Below are 15413 nucleotides of genomic sequence, written 5' to 3'. Positions count from 1 at the left end.
AATCAGAGTTTTTCAGCGATACGTAATACCGAGCTGCGAGAACGAGGGTTCATCTCAATTTCTTGATCAGTCGGTTTGATAGCTTTACCTATGGTGGTTAAATTCGCACTACCTAGCGCTTGAATTTGCGCTTCGGTCATCGGAATACCATGGGGCACTTGTGGCCCTTTGCTTTCTTTGCGCATAAAACGCTTCACCATACGATCTTCCAGTGAATGGAAGCTGATCACCGACAAACGGCCTTCAGGCGCGAGCACTCCCGCAGCGCCAACTAGGGCTTTATCGATCTCTTCAAGTTCACTGTTGATGTAAATGCGAAACGCTTGAAATGAGCGTGTCGCTGGATGTTTTTTCTCTTTAAAACTTTTTGGCGCTGCATCTGAAATCAGCTTTGCCAGTTGCGAGGTGCGAGTCAGTGGCTCGTTTTCTTCGTTGGCGCAATATTCACTAATAGCGCGCGCGATACGCCTTGCGTGTTTGTCTTCGCCAAATTCGCGAATCACCCAAGTAATATCATCGATATCCGCTTTTGCCAGCCACTCAGAAACCGGAATCCCTGAGGTTGGATCCATGCGCATATCCAGTGGGCCGTCTTTCATAAAGCTAAATCCACGCTCAGCGTCATCAAGCTGTGGCGACGAGACACCTAAATCAAACAGCACGCCATCGACTTTACCTTCGAGCTGATACTGTTTGGCATATTCTGCGATACCAGAAAAAGGCCCGTGAATAATGGTGAAACGAGGGTCAGTAATTTTCTTCGCTTCTTCAATCGCTTGCGGATCTCTATCGATGCTATAGAGACGACCATTTTCACCCAATTTCGACAAAATCGTTCGGCTGTGTCCACCTCGGCCAAAAGTACCATCAATGTATACGCCGTCGGGTTTGATGTTTAATCCGTCAATCGATTCATTGAGCAGGACCGATATGTGTTTGAATGATTCAGTCATTGAGTATCTCGTCTAAACTATCGCTGCAAGCGCTCGATCACATCAGTGTACCGATTTGTCGTATAATCGCCACCTCTAGCGACTAGTAACACGTGATATTGCGCTAAGTTTATTGCTTACAAAAATATTTACGTCAGTAAAAAGCAAAAAACCCATCATAACGGCTTGTTACGATGGGAGAGTTAACTATTAACCATATGCAAAGCTATAACAGAATAAAAACACAACTTAGAGTGATTAGAACCTGTGTGCCTCGATTTGGATAGTAGGAGATTTTACATAATTAACTGCATACTTTAAATCATAAAAGCAAATATAAGCATCACCCACTATCCGACCACCAAACCTAAAAACATATTTGGGTTTCGATGCTTAATGACATAAACAAAATACAATCATTTACCTCCCATGCATTTACGCAACGAATAACTACATAATTACTTACAAAACATAAAGATACCAAGCAAAACTAAAGTCACAATCAGCACAAAAAAATCTGAACTTATTTCGTATAAATAGAAAATATCCTCATTACACACTAATGAGGAAAACAATGAACAACATTTCTACCGCCGTAATATTAACTAGTGCTCTACTTTCTACCGGCGCATACGCAAACTCTGATACTCTCAAAGAAGTTAAAAAATATTCTATATCAGGAGCATATGCCCAAAGTACACTATCAATGTACGGCGAAGATGCAGATGAAAATCCGTCTGGTATTAATATCAAATTCAGAGCACGAGCAAACGAAACTTTCGGTTTCATAGGCTCATTCACGTATACCAATCTCTCAGAATCAGCTTATTCTGGATATGAAAGTGCAAATATTGAACTTGATTACACATCCTACTTATTTGGTCCTACATATAGAGCAAATAAATACTTCAGTGCATACGCTTTAATTGGCTTTGCTTCTGGGACCGCAAATGTCCGTTACTCAGGATACGGCTATAACCTTAGTGGTTCTGAAAGTGATTCAAACATTGCTGTAGGTGCAGGTGTACAATTTGATATCACAGATAGATTTGCGTTAGATGCGTCATATGAATATACCGAGTTTAATGATTTAGAAGTTGCAACTTTGTCTTTGGGTGCTGCATATCGCTTCTAGATATCGAGCTTAAAAAACAAAAAACCGCCTTAAGGCGGTTTTTTGTTTTTTAAATTGGAGGAGCCGACCTGTAAGCCGGGTTCTGTTCCGCTTGCACGGCGGTAGCCATTCCTCTAGGCCAGCAATCGCTCACTGGCTCCAGCAACCTACCCGCCTCCTTACGCGAGCAACGCAATGTGGAGGCCTATTTGGTCTTGCTCCGGGTGGAGTTTACCTTGCTACGCACTGTTACCAGACGCACGGTGCGCTCTTACCGCACCCTTTCACCCTTACCTGTGCCCCTTTCGAAAAAGATAGGCCATCGGCGGTTTTCTCTCTGCTGCACTTGTCGTAGGCTTGCGCCCCCCAGGCGTTACCTGGCACCCTGCTCTATGGAGCCCGGACTTTCCTCCCCCTTATCAGTCTCCCAAAGGACATCAATAAGGCAGCGACTACCCGGTCAGCTCCGTGGCGGATTGTATAGATAAGCGCTGGCAGTGTCTAGGCAGTTTCGGCATTCCCACGTAATTTGACGCCATCTGGTTAAACTATAAGCACTCAAGATAAGAAAGCTGCGACTGAGAGCTTAAAAATCGGCGAAAGCTGGCTTAATCGAGATTGTCGAGACCCCATTTGTACAGCGCATTTTTCTTAAGGTTGTAGATTTCAGCGGTAAGTGCAGCGGCTTTTTTAAGCGGCAATTCTTTGACAATAATGCCTAAAGTGCGAATGGCCTCATCTGGCAAAGTGTCGGCTTCGGAAGAACGGTGGCCGTGAACCAGTAAAACCATTTCACCGCGCTGTTGGTTGTCGTCGCTGTTGACCCACTCGATTAACTCGCCCAAAGGCAGAGATTGAATCGTCTCAAAGGTTTTAGTTAACTCACGAGCCAACACCACTTGACGATCTGCGCCTAAAATATCCAGCATATCTTGCAATGAATCGGTAATCCGGTGTGGCGACTCGTAGAAAATACAGGTACGCTCTACTTTCGCAATTTCGAGAAACTTATCTTTGCGTCCTTTGCTTTTGGGCGGTAAAAAGCCTTCAAAGCTGAAGCTGTCTGACGGAAGTCCTGAGGCACTTAATGCGGTGATCACCGCACACGCACCAGGTAATGGCACAACTTTGACGCCCGCATGACGACATTGGCTGACTAAATGGTACCCTGGATCACTGATCAGCGGCGTGCCAGCATCGGAAACCAATGCAATGGACGCGCCCTGAAGAAGTTTTTCCACCAAAACTTGTGCCTTTTGCTGCTCGTTGTGATCATGCAAAGCGAAGGTTTTGGTCTGAATATTGAAGTGAGAAAGCAGTTTGCCAGTATGGCGAGTGTCCTCAGCGGCAATCATGTCGACATTAGACAACACTTCCAAGGCGCGTTGGGTAATATCCCCCAAATTGCCAATTGGTGTCGGAACAATGTACAAAGTTGGAACCTCGGCAGGCAATGTTTTGTTATCTGTCATTTGTTTAGCTTCACTTCAACGATTAATATAGAAACAATTTTACACTTAATAGCGAAAAGAACTCATGGCCATGAAACACCATAAGAGACTCAGTGTACCACGCATCTTAACGCCTGTAGCATTAGCGATCACCTTAGCCGCTTGTTCAACCGGGCCATCAACCCCAACCTCGGTTGATATCACTCTTGAACCAACACAAACGGCAGAAAGCTACCTAATGCAAGCCGATAGCAGCGAAGGCGCGCTTCAAGTGGATTGGTTGATCATGGCGTACAAAGCGTCTGTCGAGGCCAATGACTTTACTCAAGCCGACAATCTATCGCGTCGCTTATCGCGTACTCAGATGACTCAACGTCAACAAGCGCAGTGGCAATTAATTCGCGCGCAGCAATATATCAATCAAGGTAACGATGCCCAAGCGCTTAGCTCGTTAAATTTTGATAGCAACTGGTCATTGGAAAATGCGCAATGGCAAGAGTATTACCAACTTCGCGCCACGCTATACGCGAAGAGTGAAAACTACTTTGAGGTTGCTCGCCAATTATCTGGACTGCAGACGTTCGCGCCCGTTGCCGAGCGCCAATCACTTTCAGAAAATATCTGGAAAAATCTCAACCAGTACGATGAAACTCAACTTAGTTCGCTAAGATCAAACAGCGATGATGCCGTGTTTGACGGTTGGGTACAGCTTGCGATGTACAATAAGTCATTGGCGAGCGATATTCCGCAATTGCGTAATTCGTTTAAAAACTGGCTCGATGAAAATCCGCAGCACCCAGCGGCTTTATACACACCCAAATCGATCGACGAAATTCTGCAGTTGAAAATCGTTAAGCCAGTGAACACCGCACTCTTACTGCCGCTGTCTGGCAAGTTTGCACCGCAGGCAAAATTGATTCGTGACGGCTTTGTACTGGAAATGATGAACGATCACGACCGTGACGAAAACGCCACCTTGACCGTTATCGATACCAACGCATCGACTGCGCAGGATATTGAAAACACTATCCTTGAAAAGAACATCGATTTTATCGTTGGCCCACTTATCAAAGAAAATGTTGAGAAACTGCAAGCAGCTCAATCGCACTTCAGCACGCCAATTCCGACTCTGGCTCTGAATATTCCAGAGGAGCTCGAGGCCGGTATCAACACTTGCTATCTTGCGCTATCACCAGAGCAAGAAGTTGCTCAAGCGGCCATTCACTTGTATGACAAAGGCTATCGCTACCCACTGATTTTGGCGCCAAACGGTCACTTAGGTAACCGTGTCGTTGAAGCGTTTGAAAAAGAGTGGAAAGAGCATAGCGATAATAAGGTGGCGGTAAGCCTATTTGGTGACAAACGTCAGCTGCAACGTAACATCAATAACATTTTTGGCCTACAAGACAGCCAGCAGCACATTGCCCAAATGCAATCGCTGCTTAATATTCCGCTAGAAACCCAGCCGCGTAGCCGCCGTGATATTGACTCGGTCTACATTGTGGCAAACAGTGCTGAACTAACGCTGATCAAACCGTTTATTGAAGTAGCAATTAACCCAGATACTAAGCCACCGAAACTGTTCTCTAACTCACGTAGCAACACCGGACAAACTCAATATGAAGATTTGTCTGGCGTGGCATACAGTGATCTACCGATTCTGATCAATCCAGATCCAGAATTGGCAGCGCAAATGAAAGAGTTGTGGCCAAAAGACTCAAACGCAGAGAAACGCCTGCAAGCTTTGGGGATGGATGCTTACCGCTTAATGGATGAATTGCCACAGATGAAAGTCGTGGCTGGCTATACCGTAAAAGGCGAAACCGGTGTGCTGAGCATTGATGACAACTGTGTGATCAATCGCGAGCTCAGCTGGACGGAGCATGAAGCTCTTTAATCGCCGAGCAACCGGACAAGCATACGAAGCCGCAGCCGAAAAGTATTTACAAGGTTGCGGCTTAGTCATAATTGAGAGAAACTTTCAGGTTCGAGGGGGAGAACTCGACTTAATCATGCGCGACGGCGAAACCATCGTCTTCGTCGAAGTCAGATATCGTCAAAGCCAGCGTTATGGACATGCGGCTGAAACAGTCACTCCCTCCAAAATGAACAAACTCGTTAAAGCAGCCAATCTCTGGCTGATGAAGCAAGGACTTTCCGTCTATTCCACGGATTTTCGATTCGATCTGGTTGCAATCCATCAACAAGGCGAGCAGATTGAATGGATAAAAAATGTGATTACTCAAGGATAACCGATGCTCGAAAGCATTAAAGACAGTTTTAAAGAAAGTATTCAAATTCAAATCGCCGCTGCTGAAGCGCTTCCAGATGCGATTACCCATGCCGCTCAAGCCATGGTCAGTAGCTTACTCAAAGGCAATAAAATTCTCTGCTGTGGTAACGGTGGATCATCTTCCAATGCACAGCAATACGTTTCTTGCCTGTTGAACCGCTTTGAAACCGAACGCCCTAGCCTGCCCGCCATGGCGTTGACCGCGGACATCACCACGTTAACCGCGGTGGCTAACGACTACCACTATCAAGAAATTTTCTCTAAGCAAGTGCGTGCGTTTGGTCAACCAGGCGATATTTTACTGGCGATTTCGACCAGTGGTAATAGCAAAAACATCATCAAAGCCATGGAAGCTGCGGTAACTCGTGACATGACCATCATCGCTCTGACCGGTAAAGATGGCGGTGAAATGGCTGGATTGCTGGGTGAAAATGATGTTGAGATTCGTATTCCATCGCACCGCACAGCCAGAATCCATGAGGTTCATATGGTCACATTGCACTGCTTGTGCGATTTGATTGATCAGGTTTTATTTCCAACTCACGAAGAGTAACGCTATGAAACTCGCTAAAATTCTACTGATTTTATGTTCTCCATTACTGCTTGGCGGCTGTGCTGGAGTCTTGTTCGCAGGCGCAGCTACTACCGCAAACATAGTAACCGATCCGCGAACGACTCAAGAGATTTGGGACGATAACAACATTGAATTGCAAATAGCGGGAATCGCCAATAAGGCTCCTTTTGCCGAGAAAACTCGCATTACTGCCAGCTCCTATAACGGTGTCGTGATTTTAATCGGCCAATCCTCTGAGCAAGATTTACTCAGCGAATTCGAACAAAAAGCTCGTAAAGTCAAAGGGGTGAAAAAGGTTTATAACGAAGTACATATCAAAGAGCCCATCTCTTTGGGGGAAATTAGCCATGACAGCTGGTTAACCACTAAAGTGAAATCGTCTTTACTGGCCAACTCAGAGCTGACTGGCATCAAAATCAAAGTGATCACTGAAGATAGCGAAGTGTTCTTGCTCGGTTATGTATCTCATAAGCATGCCGATATGGCCGCCGATATTGCGCGGAATATTTCCGGTGTTAAGCGAGTAGTCAAAGCCTTTCAATATGGTGACGAGTAACCACACCATTAAATGGTAAACACAAAAAAAGCAGCGTTAACGCTGCTTTTTTATTAATGCTATTTAACCACTCGAAGGCTAGGTTTGCCTTTAGGTCGCGGTGGGTCTTCTGGTTCAGAAGTTTCACTGGTTACGTCAGAATCTTGCGCAATTTCGCTATCTGAAGTCTGCTCAACTTCCTGTTCTTCAAACACACCTTGGTAAGCTTCTTCTGGCTCAAACATCGTACCCGCACCATTTTCACGCGCGTAAATCGCTTGGACAGCGTAAAGCGGTACGATAACTGAGTGTGGGCGTCCACCAAAGCGAGCGTTAAAGCTCACGGCTTCGTTGCCCAATTCTAAATTACCAACAGCACGTGGCACGATATTTAGAATGATTTGCCCATCTTGAACAAACTCGAGTGGAACGCGTACTCCCGGAAGAGTCGCATCCACAACCAGATGAGGTGTTAAATCGTTATCCACCAACCACTCGTAAAATGCGCGCAGCATATACGGACGGCGTGGCGTCATTTGGGATATATCCATGGAACTCGTCAAATCAATCTTAACGAACTAAACGCATTTCACGCTCAGCTTCAGTTAACGAAGCAAGGAATGAATCACGTTCAAATACACGGTTCATATATACTTTCAGTTCTTTTGAACCAGGACCAATCAGTTCGATACCTAATACAGGTAGACGCCATAATAGCGGCGCTAAGTAACAATCGATTAGGCTGAATTCTTCACTCATGAAGTATTCGTATTCAGCAAAAACTGGCCCAAGAGTCAGAAGATCATTGCGCAACTTGTTACGTGCTGATTCCGCTTCATCTGGCGTACCTTTAACAATTTTATCTGCTAAAGAATACCAGTTAGTTTCAATACGATAGATCATCAGACGGCTATTACCACGCGCAACCGGATACACAGGCATCAAGGGTGGATGTGGGAAACGCTCATCAAGGTATTCCATGATGATCTTAGAATCGTAAAGCGCGAGCTCGCGATCAACAAGCGTTGGTACTGTCTTGTAAGGGTTAAGCTCAACTAATTCAGTTGGCAGGTTAGACTCATCTACGAGCTCAACTTCAACACTTACACCTTTCTCAGCCAGAACAATACGAACCTGATGGCTATACATATCAGATGCACTTGAAAATAGAGTCATCACAGAACGTTTATTGGCAGCTACAGCCATGGAGCCCTCCAGCACACTTACAGATAAAAAAACAATGGAGGCTAAGCCTCCATTGTCTAAATAGATTTAGGAAATTAGCACGGTATAATAGCACAATTAGTGCACATCACGCCAATATTCTTTCTTAAGAAACACCACCACTACAGTGAAAATCACTAGGAAGGCCATTACCCACCATCCTAGAGCATGACGCTCTAACTTCACTGGATCACCAGAATACTCTAGGAAGTTAACCAGATCGCGAACCGCATTATCGTACTCTTCACGGTTAAGTTCCCCGCGGCCATTGGTCTCGGTGCGAACAACCACTTTGTGCTCTTCACCATCGACAATTTTTGTTTCGTACACTGGGTGAGGAATGCCTTGCAGTTCTTCTAATACGTGCGGCATACCTACGCTTGGGAAAATAATGTTATTCACCCCAAATGGACGCGAAGGATCGGCATAAAAAGAACGTAAATAGGTATACAACCAATCGACACCGCGCACACGAGCCACCAAGGTCAAATCAGGTGGCGGAGCACCAAACCACTTAGCGGCAGACTTATCAGGAATCGCATTTTCCATCAAGCTGCCAACCTTAGCTTTAGGATCAAAGATCAAATTCTCTTTCATCAGATCTAGGGGAATTCCAAGATCGTTGGCAACACGTTCATAACGTTGATATTGGGTTGAATGGCAACCAAAACAGTAATTCATAAACAGTTTGGCGCCATTTTGCAGTGAGGCTTTATCGGACAAATCATTATTGGCTTGGTCCAAATGTACCTTCGCACCTGCCGCCATCACCAGTGATGGTAACAGAGCAAATAAGATTACAATCCATTTCTTCATTTGAATGTCACCCTCTCCGGCAATGGCTTAGTTTTTTCGTTTTTACTGTAGAAGAACAATAAAACGAAGAACATGAAATAACCCAAACTGAAAATCCGCGCCAACAAGGTGTAAGTTGGTGTCGCAGGTAACGCACCCAATATTCCAAGTGCAATAAAGCAGATGGTGAACTGGATGATATTGAATAAATGGAACTTACTGCGGTAACGATAAGAACGAACCTTACAGCGATCAAGCCAAGGAAGAACGAACAGTACCGCGATGGAAAGCCCCATGGCGATAACACCAATCAGCTTATCAGGTACTGCGCGTAGAATGGCGTAAAATGGCGTGAAGTACCAAACAGGCGCAATATGCTCAGGAGTTTTTAGGGGATTAGCCGCTTCAAAGTTTGGCGGCTCTAAGAAGTACCCGCCCATTTCTGGATTAAAGAACAGCACGTAGCAGAACAAGAATAAGAAACCCGCGACACCGACCAAATCTTTCACCGTTCCATAAGGATGGAAAGGAATCGAATCGATAATGTCATATTTCTTGGTGTAGTAGTCGTGGAACTTGAACTGAGGTTGATACCCCTCGCCTTTGCTACCTTTGGGTAATTTCGTCTCAATACCGTCTGGGTTATTTGACCCTACCTCATGCAGCGCTAAAACATGCAGCACAATTAACAGTAACAATACGATCGGCAGAGCAATAACGTGTAATGCAAAGAAGCGGTTTAGCGTCGCGCCAGAAATTACGTAATCACCACGGATCCACAGCGTAAGATCATCTCCAATCACCGGAATCGCGCCAAACAAAGAGATGATAACTTGAGCACCCCAGTAAGACATTTGCCCCCAAGGTAATAGATACCCCATGAAAGCTTCTGCCATCAATACGAGGAAAATCAGCATCCCAAATATCCACAGCAGCTCGCGAGGCTTTTGATAAGAACCATAGATTAGGCCGCGGAACATATGTAGATAGACGACAATGAAAAACGCCGAAGCGCCAGTCGAGTGCATATAGCGCAGCAGCCAGCCATACTCAACATCACGCATGATATATTCGACAGAAGCGAATGCCCCTTCACCAGAAGGAACGTAGTTCATCGTTAACCAGATACCAGTAAGCAACTGATTAACTAAAACCAGCATCGCCAATGAACCAAATAGATACCAAAAATTAAAGTTTTTCGGCATTGGGTATTCAGAGAGGTGCTTTTTGTAGGCATTCATTGCCGGTAGGCGTTTTTCAACCCAATCAAGTAGCGCTTGCATTATGCTTCTCCCTCTTCATCAACACCGATAATGATTCGCGAATCACTCAAGTACATGTGCTTAGGAATGACGAGATTTAATGGTGCGGGAACGCCTTGAAATACCCGACCTGCCATATCAAATTTTGAACCATGACACGGACAGAAGAATCCGGATTTCACACCTTGAACTTGCTCACTGAAACTGTCGGGTAAATAAGTAGGAGAACAACCAAGATGGGTACAAATACCAACGGCAACAAAATATTCAGGTTTGATTGAGCGGTAGCCGTTTTGAGCATAGTCAGGCTGTTGGGCTTCTTGTGAGGAGGGGTCGCGAAGTTGATCGCTGATGGAACCGAGGCCATCGAGAATAGCTTGAGGTCGGCGGACAATCCAAACTGGCTTACCTCGCCATTCAACTCGAATCAGTTGACCTTCTTCCAGTTTACCAATATCCACTTCGACCGGCGCACCAGCGGCTTTGGCTCTCGCACTTGGATTCCAAGATTTTATAAAGGGTACGGCGACCGCGGCTGCTCCCAAGCCACCAACAACCGCAGTTGTGGCGGTCAAGAAACGTCTGCGACCGTTATTTAAAGGCGCATTGCTCATCCAAACATTCTCCCATCTGCCTTTATCGAAACGTCCAATTTTCGCTTAAAGACATGGCTACAAAATTGCGGATTTAATTGTATTTATTTGATTAAAGAGCATAAATAAAACCCTACTTTTTGACAAGATAAAGCTACTTTTTAATAACATTTGTAGGGTAAAGCGCCTATGTCGTCACAAAAGGTATAAAAGTAAAAATTAACCCAATACGTAACCGACATGAGAGATGTGATCGAGGAGACAAAAACAAAAAAGCCTGGCATGAAGCCAGGCTTTGGAACCACAAAAGTTGTTCTGAAAACAGAAACAAACTTCGCGAATTTTCTCGAAAGAAAATTAACGCTTAGAGAATTGTGGACGACGACGTGCTTTACGTAGACCAACTTTCTTACGTTCAACGCGACGAGCGTCACGAGTAACGTAGCCAGCTGCACGTAGAGCAGGACGTAGAGATTCATCGTATTCCATTAGAGCACGAGTGATACCGTGACGGATTGCACCCGCTTGACCAGAGATACCACCACCTTTAACAGTGATGTATAGGTCTAGTTTCTCAACCATCTCAACTAGCTCTAGAGGTTGTTTAACAACCATACGAGAAGTTGGACGACCGAAGTACTCATCAAGGCTACGCTTGTTGATTACGATGTTGCCGCTGCCTGGTTTGATGAAAACACGTGCAGCTGAGCTTTTGCGACGGCCAGTGCCGTAGTATTGATTCTCTGCCATTTTCGAAATCCTCGATTAGATGTCTAGTACTTGTGGTTGTTGAGCAGCATGGTTGTGCTCAGCGCCAGCGTAAACTTTAAGCTTACGGTACATAGCACGGCCTAGAGGACCACGTGGAAGCATACCTTTAACCGCTAGTTCAAGAACCATTTCAGGTTTACGATCGATCAACTTTTCAAAAGTGATAGATTTTAGACCACCAGGGAACTCTGAGTGACGGTAGTAAACTTTGTTTTTAGCTTTGTTACCAGTTACAGCAACTTTCTCCGCGTTTACAACGATGATGTAATCACCAGTGTCAACGTGTGGAGTGTATTCAGCTTTATGTTTGCCACGTAGGCGAGATGCAATTTCACTTGCTAGACGGCCAAGAGTTTTACCTTCAGCGTCTACAACGTACCAGTCGCGTTTTACAGTTTCTGGTTTAGCAACGAAAGTTTTCATGCTAATAATAACCCGTTAATATTTGAATTTACACTTAAGGAGCATAACGCTCCCACTGACTAAGAGCCCCAGACATCACCCCTTCGAGTGGATGGCACTCTCGACCTAAATTTCCGAAGAAACCGGTCTGCAGTAACGGTGGGTCGCAGGATTATAGAGAAGTCGGATCAAAAAATCACCCCTTTTTGCGCCAAATCACAAACTTTTTTGTATTTTTTTTCACCGCCACAGCGAGCCTCAGCCTAAATGTTCACGGGCCAAATATTCACGGCTCTGCATTTCTATCAAACGCGACTGACAACGTTGAAATTCAAAGCTTAACTGCCCTTCCGTATAAAGCTCTTCTAGTGCCACTTGCGCTGAGATAATTAAAGTCACGTGACGTTCGTAAAATTCATCGACCAAAGCAATAAAGCGTCTTGCCGCATCATCGGTTAAGCGGCCCATTTGCTGAACTTCTGCCAACAAGACCGTGTGATATAAACGCGACATCTCGATGTAATCGTTTTGACTGCGAGCCGTTTGGCATAACTGAGCAAACGTCGCATACAACAAACCATCAACGGATTTGATGACGGGGATGTGACGATGATTAATCTCAATACTATCAAACTCTGGTTTGCCCACATCGGCGAGTTGCTGGTAGTAATGAGTTAAATTTTCGCTCGCTTGTTCATCAAGTGGATAATGATAGATTTCCGCTTGCTCAAGAGTTCTCAGGCGATAATCAATGCCACTGTCGACATTGATTACCTGACAGTTTTTCTCTATCAACTCGATCGCGGGTAGAAAACGGCTGCGCTGCAAACCATTACGATACAGCTCTTGCGGCGGAATGTTCGAGGTCGCAACTAAAATCACCCCTCTTTTAAACAGCGCTTGAAACAAGGTGCCCAGAATCATTGCATCGGTAATGTCAGAGACAAAAAATTCATCAAAGCAAATGATATCGGCTTCCGCTTTAAACGTATCAGCAATCGACTCTAAGGGATCACTCACGTCTGATAATTGCTTCAACTCGCTATGAACTCGGTACATAAAACGATGAAAGTGGACGCGCATTTTTTTCTCAAGCGGTAGCGCATCAAAAAAGCAGTCCATCAAATAGGTTTTACCGCGCCCCACTCCGCCCCAAAAGTACAAGCCTTGTGGAGGAGGCGTTGTGGCCTCCGGTTTAGTAAACCATTTTTTCCAGCGACTCACAGATGCAACAGGCTGTTGTGTATACTCAATACATTGATGATAGAGACGCTCTAATGCTTCGACAGCACGTTGTTGCGCATTATCCTTTTGAAAACCGGGCAATTTTAAGTCCGATTGGTATTTTTCTAATGGCGTCATGACTTACATACCTACAGTAGATAAAGAAAAATATGCTAGCGACAGCACGTCTATTTTTCTTTATTGGCTATGGTTGTCATAGTACCATGTGAACTCAACATGTGTAACCAATTGGTAAAAAACATGTTAAATAACAATGATAAGGAGCAACTATGCCTTGGATTTATGCAGTTTTAGGTTTAGTGATTGGAGCGATTTTGGGCATTGTGATCTCTCGTCTCACAACACCAAACTATAAAAAGCAGAAGAGTACCCAGAAAGAGTTGGATAGCACTAAATTCCAGTTAGAGCAGCAACGACAAGAGCTGGCGGACCATTTTGCTCAGACAGCAGAATTACTAGACACACTTGGTAAGGACTACACCAAACTTTACCAACACATGGTTAAAACTTCCGGTGAGTTGCTTCCTGAACAACCGGAACAAGATAACCCGTTCTCGAAAAAAATCGCCGAATACACTGTGCCTTCTGAAGAAAAATCAGAGTACTTAGATGAGGTGCTTGATGAAGCGCCAAAAGATTATGCCAATGGCTCTACAGGACTACTCAAAGAGCAAGAAAAGCAAATCCTCCACTCTGATGAAGTTGTCACAGCTAAAGCGTCCTAAAAAACGAACTTAAGATTTAACGTGAACTTTGCAAAGGTTTTTGAGTCATAACTTTCGTCGGTGCTTATTGAATTCTAATTTTCTGAGCAAATATTAGAAACAAAGCATTAACTGTATAGGAGTTATCAGATGAAAAAACCTTTGCTTGCTTTAACCGTCCTATCCCTAAGCTTAAGTTCTATTCTTGCCCCTCTTCCAGCGTCAGCGGCTCTTCCGCTTACCGTTAATGGAGAGCAGGTGCCGAGCTTAGCGCCAATGCTAGAAAAAGTGACTCCCGCGGTCGTCAGCATTGCTGTTGAAGGTACGCAAGTCTCAAAACGCCAAATTCCAGAACAATTCCGTTTCTTCTTTGGCCCAGATTTCCCGACAGAACAACTGCAAGAACGCCCATTCAAAGGGTTAGGTTCTGGTGTGGTGATTAACGCCGATAAAGGCTACGTAGTCACCAACTACCACGTTATTAACGGTGCAGAAAAAATTCGCGTCCAGCTCCACGATGGTCGTGAATACAAAGCCGAGCTTATCGGTGGCGATCAAATGTCAGACATCGCCTTGCTAAAACTCGAAAAAGCAGAAAACCTCACTCAAATTAAGATTGCCGATTCGGACAAATTACGTGTGGGTGATTTTGCCGTGGCTATCGGTAACCCATTTGGTCTCGGCCAAACCGTGACCTCAGGGATTGTGTCTGCGCTTGGTCGTAGTGGCCTGAATATCGAAAACTTCGAAAACTTCATTCAAACTGATGCGGCGATTAACAGCGGTAACTCAGGTGGCGCGCTGGTAAACCTAAATGGCGAACTGGTCGGTATTAACACCGCGATCTTAGGCCCAAATGGCGGTAACATCGGCATCGGCTTTGCGATTCCATCCAACATGATGAAAAACTTAACCGAACAAATTATTGAGTTTGGTGAAGTGAAACGCGGCATGCTAGGCGTTCAAGGTAGTGAAATCACTAACGAACTTGCCCAAGCGATGAATTACAAGTCGAGCAAAGGTGCGTTTGTTAGCCAAGTTATGCCTGATAGCGCAGCCGATAAAGCAGGCTTAAAAGCCGGCGATATTATCGTATCGGTCAATGGAAAGAGCATTGATACCTTTGGCGAACTGCGAGCGAAAGTCGCCACCCTAGGTGCAGGTAAAAAAGTCAAACTTGGTGTGATTCGCGATGGCGATAACAAAGAGTTTGAAGTCACCCTTGGTGAACAAACCGATGTTAAGACCACTGCAGATAAACTTCATGAAGGGTTAGCGGGCGCTGAGCTCACCAATACCACAGCAAGTGATCGCATTGAAGGTGTCAAAGTTGCCTCGGTAGAAAAAGGCTCAATGGCTGAATCCTACCAACTTAAAAAAGGCGACATCATTATTGGTCTAAACCGCCAACGCGTGAAAAACCTCGCTGAACTGCGCAAGATGTTAGAGAAAAAACCAAGCATTTTGGCACTGAATATTCAACGTGGAGACAGAACCATTTATCTGGTTGTTCGTTAA

The 15413-nt window shown here is 44.9% G+C and carries 17 protein-coding genes and 1 other RNA gene; 7 read left to right on the top strand and 11 right to left on the bottom strand.

Annotated features, from left to right (window positions below):
• Positions 1 to 2: 2 nt before the first annotated feature.
• Positions 3 to 953 (bottom strand): 16S rRNA (cytosine(1402)-N(4))-methyltransferase RsmH, encoded by a 951-nt coding sequence (gene rsmH / locus BLS03_RS00410; RefSeq protein ID WP_093268154.1) that lies wholly within the window; start codon positions 951 to 953, stop codon positions 3 to 5.
• 553 nt (positions 954 to 1506) lie between these two features.
• On the opposite strand from rsmH, the gene BLS03_RS00405 reads away from it, so the two are divergent.
• Positions 1507 to 2067, top strand: coding sequence for an Ail/Lom family outer membrane beta-barrel protein (locus tag BLS03_RS00405; protein WP_176765490.1), 561 nt, complete (start codon positions 1507 to 1509; stop codon positions 2065 to 2067).
• Positions 2068 to 2122: 55 nt separating this feature from the next.
• On the opposite strand, the gene rnpB is transcribed toward BLS03_RS00405, so the two are convergent.
• Both rnpB and rsmI read right to left on the bottom strand, forming a co-directional pair.
• An RNA gene (rnpB, locus tag BLS03_RS00400) (RNase P RNA component class A) lies at positions 2123 to 2514 on the bottom strand.
• A gap of 140 nt (positions 2515 to 2654) precedes the next feature.
• A complete protein-coding gene (gene rsmI / locus BLS03_RS00395) occupies positions 2655 to 3518 on the bottom strand; it encodes a 16S rRNA (cytidine(1402)-2'-O)-methyltransferase (protein WP_093268149.1) in 864 nt (287 codons plus the stop codon).
• 70 nt (positions 3519 to 3588) lie between these two features.
• Between rsmI and BLS03_RS00390 the strand changes: the two genes are divergently transcribed.
• The 4 genes from BLS03_RS00390 to dolP are packed head-to-tail and all read left to right on the top strand — an operon-like array spanning position 3589 to position 6920.
• On the top strand, positions 3589 to 5394 hold the full coding sequence (locus BLS03_RS00390) for a penicillin-binding protein activator (protein ID WP_093268146.1): 1806 nt from the start codon (positions 3589 to 3591) through the stop codon (positions 5392 to 5394).
• Positions 5381 to 5749, top strand: coding sequence for a YraN family protein (locus BLS03_RS00385; RefSeq protein WP_093268144.1), 369 nt, complete (start codon positions 5381 to 5383; stop codon positions 5747 to 5749). Before BLS03_RS00390 ends, BLS03_RS00385 begins: the two co-directional genes overlap by 14 nt.
• Positions 5750 to 5752: 3 nt before the next feature.
• Positions 5753 to 6343 carry a phosphoheptose isomerase gene (locus BLS03_RS00380; protein ID WP_093268141.1) on the top strand — a complete coding sequence of 197 codons (591 nt, stop codon included), beginning with the start codon at positions 5753 to 5755 and terminating at the stop codon, positions 6341 to 6343.
• 4 nt (positions 6344 to 6347) lie between these two features.
• The gene (gene dolP, locus BLS03_RS00375; RefSeq protein ID WP_093268139.1) at positions 6348 to 6920 is read left to right on the top strand and encodes a division/outer membrane stress-associated lipid-binding lipoprotein; all 573 of its coding nucleotides are present in this window, start codon (positions 6348 to 6350) and stop codon (positions 6918 to 6920) included.
• 59 nt (positions 6921 to 6979) lie between these two features.
• Here the strand turns inward: dolP and sspB are convergent, their stop codons facing one another.
• From sspB to zapE, 8 genes are all read right to left on the bottom strand, one after another.
• Complete coding sequence (gene sspB, locus BLS03_RS00370) at positions 6980 to 7450, bottom strand: ClpXP protease specificity-enhancing factor (RefSeq protein WP_093268136.1); 471 nt, start codon at positions 7448 to 7450, stop codon at positions 6980 to 6982.
• Between the two features lie 19 nt (positions 7451 to 7469).
• Positions 7470 to 8105: a stringent starvation protein SspA gene (gene sspA, locus BLS03_RS00365; protein ID WP_093268134.1), complete on the bottom strand. Its 636-nt coding sequence runs from the start codon at positions 8103 to 8105 to the stop codon at positions 7470 to 7472.
• 96 nt (positions 8106 to 8201) lie between these two features.
• Positions 8202 to 8939, bottom strand: coding sequence for a cytochrome c1 (locus BLS03_RS00360; protein WP_093268132.1), 738 nt, complete (start codon positions 8937 to 8939; stop codon positions 8202 to 8204).
• Positions 8936 to 10201, bottom strand: a complete 1266-nt coding sequence (locus BLS03_RS00355) for a cytochrome b (RefSeq protein WP_093268130.1) — start codon at positions 10199 to 10201, stop codon at positions 8936 to 8938. Before BLS03_RS00355 ends, BLS03_RS00360 begins: the two co-directional genes overlap by 4 nt.
• Positions 10201 to 10794 (bottom strand): ubiquinol-cytochrome c reductase iron-sulfur subunit, encoded by a 594-nt coding sequence (gene petA, locus BLS03_RS00350; RefSeq protein WP_093268128.1) that lies wholly within the window; start codon positions 10792 to 10794, stop codon positions 10201 to 10203. The genes BLS03_RS00355 and petA overlap by 1 nt, the downstream gene beginning before the upstream one ends.
• A 336-nt stretch (positions 10795 to 11130) precedes the next feature.
• On the bottom strand, positions 11131 to 11523 hold the full coding sequence (gene rpsI / locus BLS03_RS00345; RefSeq protein WP_093268125.1) for a 30S ribosomal protein S9: 393 nt from the start codon (positions 11521 to 11523) through the stop codon (positions 11131 to 11133).
• Between the two features lie 15 nt (positions 11524 to 11538).
• Positions 11539 to 11967, bottom strand: a complete 429-nt coding sequence (gene rplM / locus BLS03_RS00340) for a 50S ribosomal protein L13 (protein ID WP_093268122.1) — start codon at positions 11965 to 11967, stop codon at positions 11539 to 11541.
• A gap of 237 nt (positions 11968 to 12204) precedes the next feature.
• A complete protein-coding gene (gene zapE, locus BLS03_RS00335) occupies positions 12205 to 13308 on the bottom strand; it encodes a cell division protein ZapE (protein WP_093268120.1) in 1104 nt (367 codons plus the stop codon).
• 152 nt (positions 13309 to 13460) lie between these two features.
• Here zapE and zapG point away from each other — a divergent pair, with 152 nt between their 5' ends.
• A complete protein-coding gene (gene zapG, locus BLS03_RS00330; protein ID WP_093268117.1) occupies positions 13461 to 13916 on the top strand; it encodes a Z-ring associated protein ZapG in 456 nt (151 codons plus the stop codon).
• Between the two features lie 129 nt (positions 13917 to 14045).
• Positions 14046 to 15413 carry a DegQ family serine endoprotease gene (locus BLS03_RS00325; protein ID WP_093268115.1) on the top strand — a complete coding sequence of 456 codons (1368 nt, stop codon included), beginning with the start codon at positions 14046 to 14048 and terminating at the stop codon, positions 15411 to 15413.

The sequence above is a fragment of the Vibrio xiamenensis genome, assembly GCF_900100015.1.
Taxonomy (GTDB): domain Bacteria; phylum Pseudomonadota; class Gammaproteobacteria; order Enterobacterales; family Vibrionaceae; genus Vibrio; species Vibrio xiamenensis.
The sequence above is the reverse complement of the archived record's forward strand: the minus strand, read 5'-3'. Positions and strand labels throughout refer to the sequence as shown.

What these genes read in the sequence shown, in the direction of transcription:
- rsmH (WP_093268154.1), bottom strand. Translation starts at nt 953, where the DNA reads ATGACTGAATCATTCAAACACATATCGGTCCTGCTCAATGAATCGATT.
- BLS03_RS00405 (WP_176765490.1), top strand. Translation starts at nt 1,507, where the DNA reads ATGAACAACATTTCTACCGCCGTAATATTAACTAGTGCTCTACTTTCT.
- rsmI (WP_093268149.1), bottom strand. Translation starts at nt 3,518, where the DNA reads ATGACAGATAACAAAACATTGCCTGCCGAGGTTCCAACTTTGTACATT.
- BLS03_RS00390 (WP_093268146.1), top strand. Translation starts at nt 3,589, where the DNA reads ATGAAACACCATAAGAGACTCAGTGTACCACGCATCTTAACGCCTGTA.
- BLS03_RS00385 (WP_093268144.1), top strand. Translation starts at nt 5,381, where the DNA reads ATGAAGCTCTTTAATCGCCGAGCAACCGGACAAGCATACGAAGCCGCA.
- BLS03_RS00380 (WP_093268141.1), top strand. Translation starts at nt 5,753, where the DNA reads ATGCTCGAAAGCATTAAAGACAGTTTTAAAGAAAGTATTCAAATTCAA.
- dolP (WP_093268139.1), top strand. Translation starts at nt 6,348, where the DNA reads ATGAAACTCGCTAAAATTCTACTGATTTTATGTTCTCCATTACTGCTT.
- sspB (WP_093268136.1), bottom strand. Translation starts at nt 7,450, where the DNA reads ATGGATATATCCCAAATGACGCCACGCCGTCCGTATATGCTGCGCGCA.
- sspA (WP_093268134.1), bottom strand. Translation starts at nt 8,105, where the DNA reads ATGGCTGTAGCTGCCAATAAACGTTCTGTGATGACTCTATTTTCAAGT.
- BLS03_RS00360 (WP_093268132.1), bottom strand. Translation starts at nt 8,939, where the DNA reads ATGAAGAAATGGATTGTAATCTTATTTGCTCTGTTACCATCACTGGTG.
- BLS03_RS00355 (WP_093268130.1), bottom strand. Translation starts at nt 10,201, where the DNA reads ATGCAAGCGCTACTTGATTGGGTTGAAAAACGCCTACCGGCAATGAAT.
- petA (WP_093268128.1), bottom strand. Translation starts at nt 10,794, where the DNA reads ATGAGCAATGCGCCTTTAAATAACGGTCGCAGACGTTTCTTGACCGCC.
- rpsI (WP_093268125.1), bottom strand. Translation starts at nt 11,523, where the DNA reads ATGGCAGAGAATCAATACTACGGCACTGGCCGTCGCAAAAGCTCAGCT.
- rplM (WP_093268122.1), bottom strand. Translation starts at nt 11,967, where the DNA reads ATGAAAACTTTCGTTGCTAAACCAGAAACTGTAAAACGCGACTGGTAC.
- zapE (WP_093268120.1), bottom strand. Translation starts at nt 13,308, where the DNA reads ATGACGCCATTAGAAAAATACCAATCGGACTTAAAATTGCCCGGTTTT.
- zapG (WP_093268117.1), top strand. Translation starts at nt 13,461, where the DNA reads ATGCCTTGGATTTATGCAGTTTTAGGTTTAGTGATTGGAGCGATTTTG.
- BLS03_RS00325 (WP_093268115.1), top strand. Translation starts at nt 14,046, where the DNA reads ATGAAAAAACCTTTGCTTGCTTTAACCGTCCTATCCCTAAGCTTAAGT.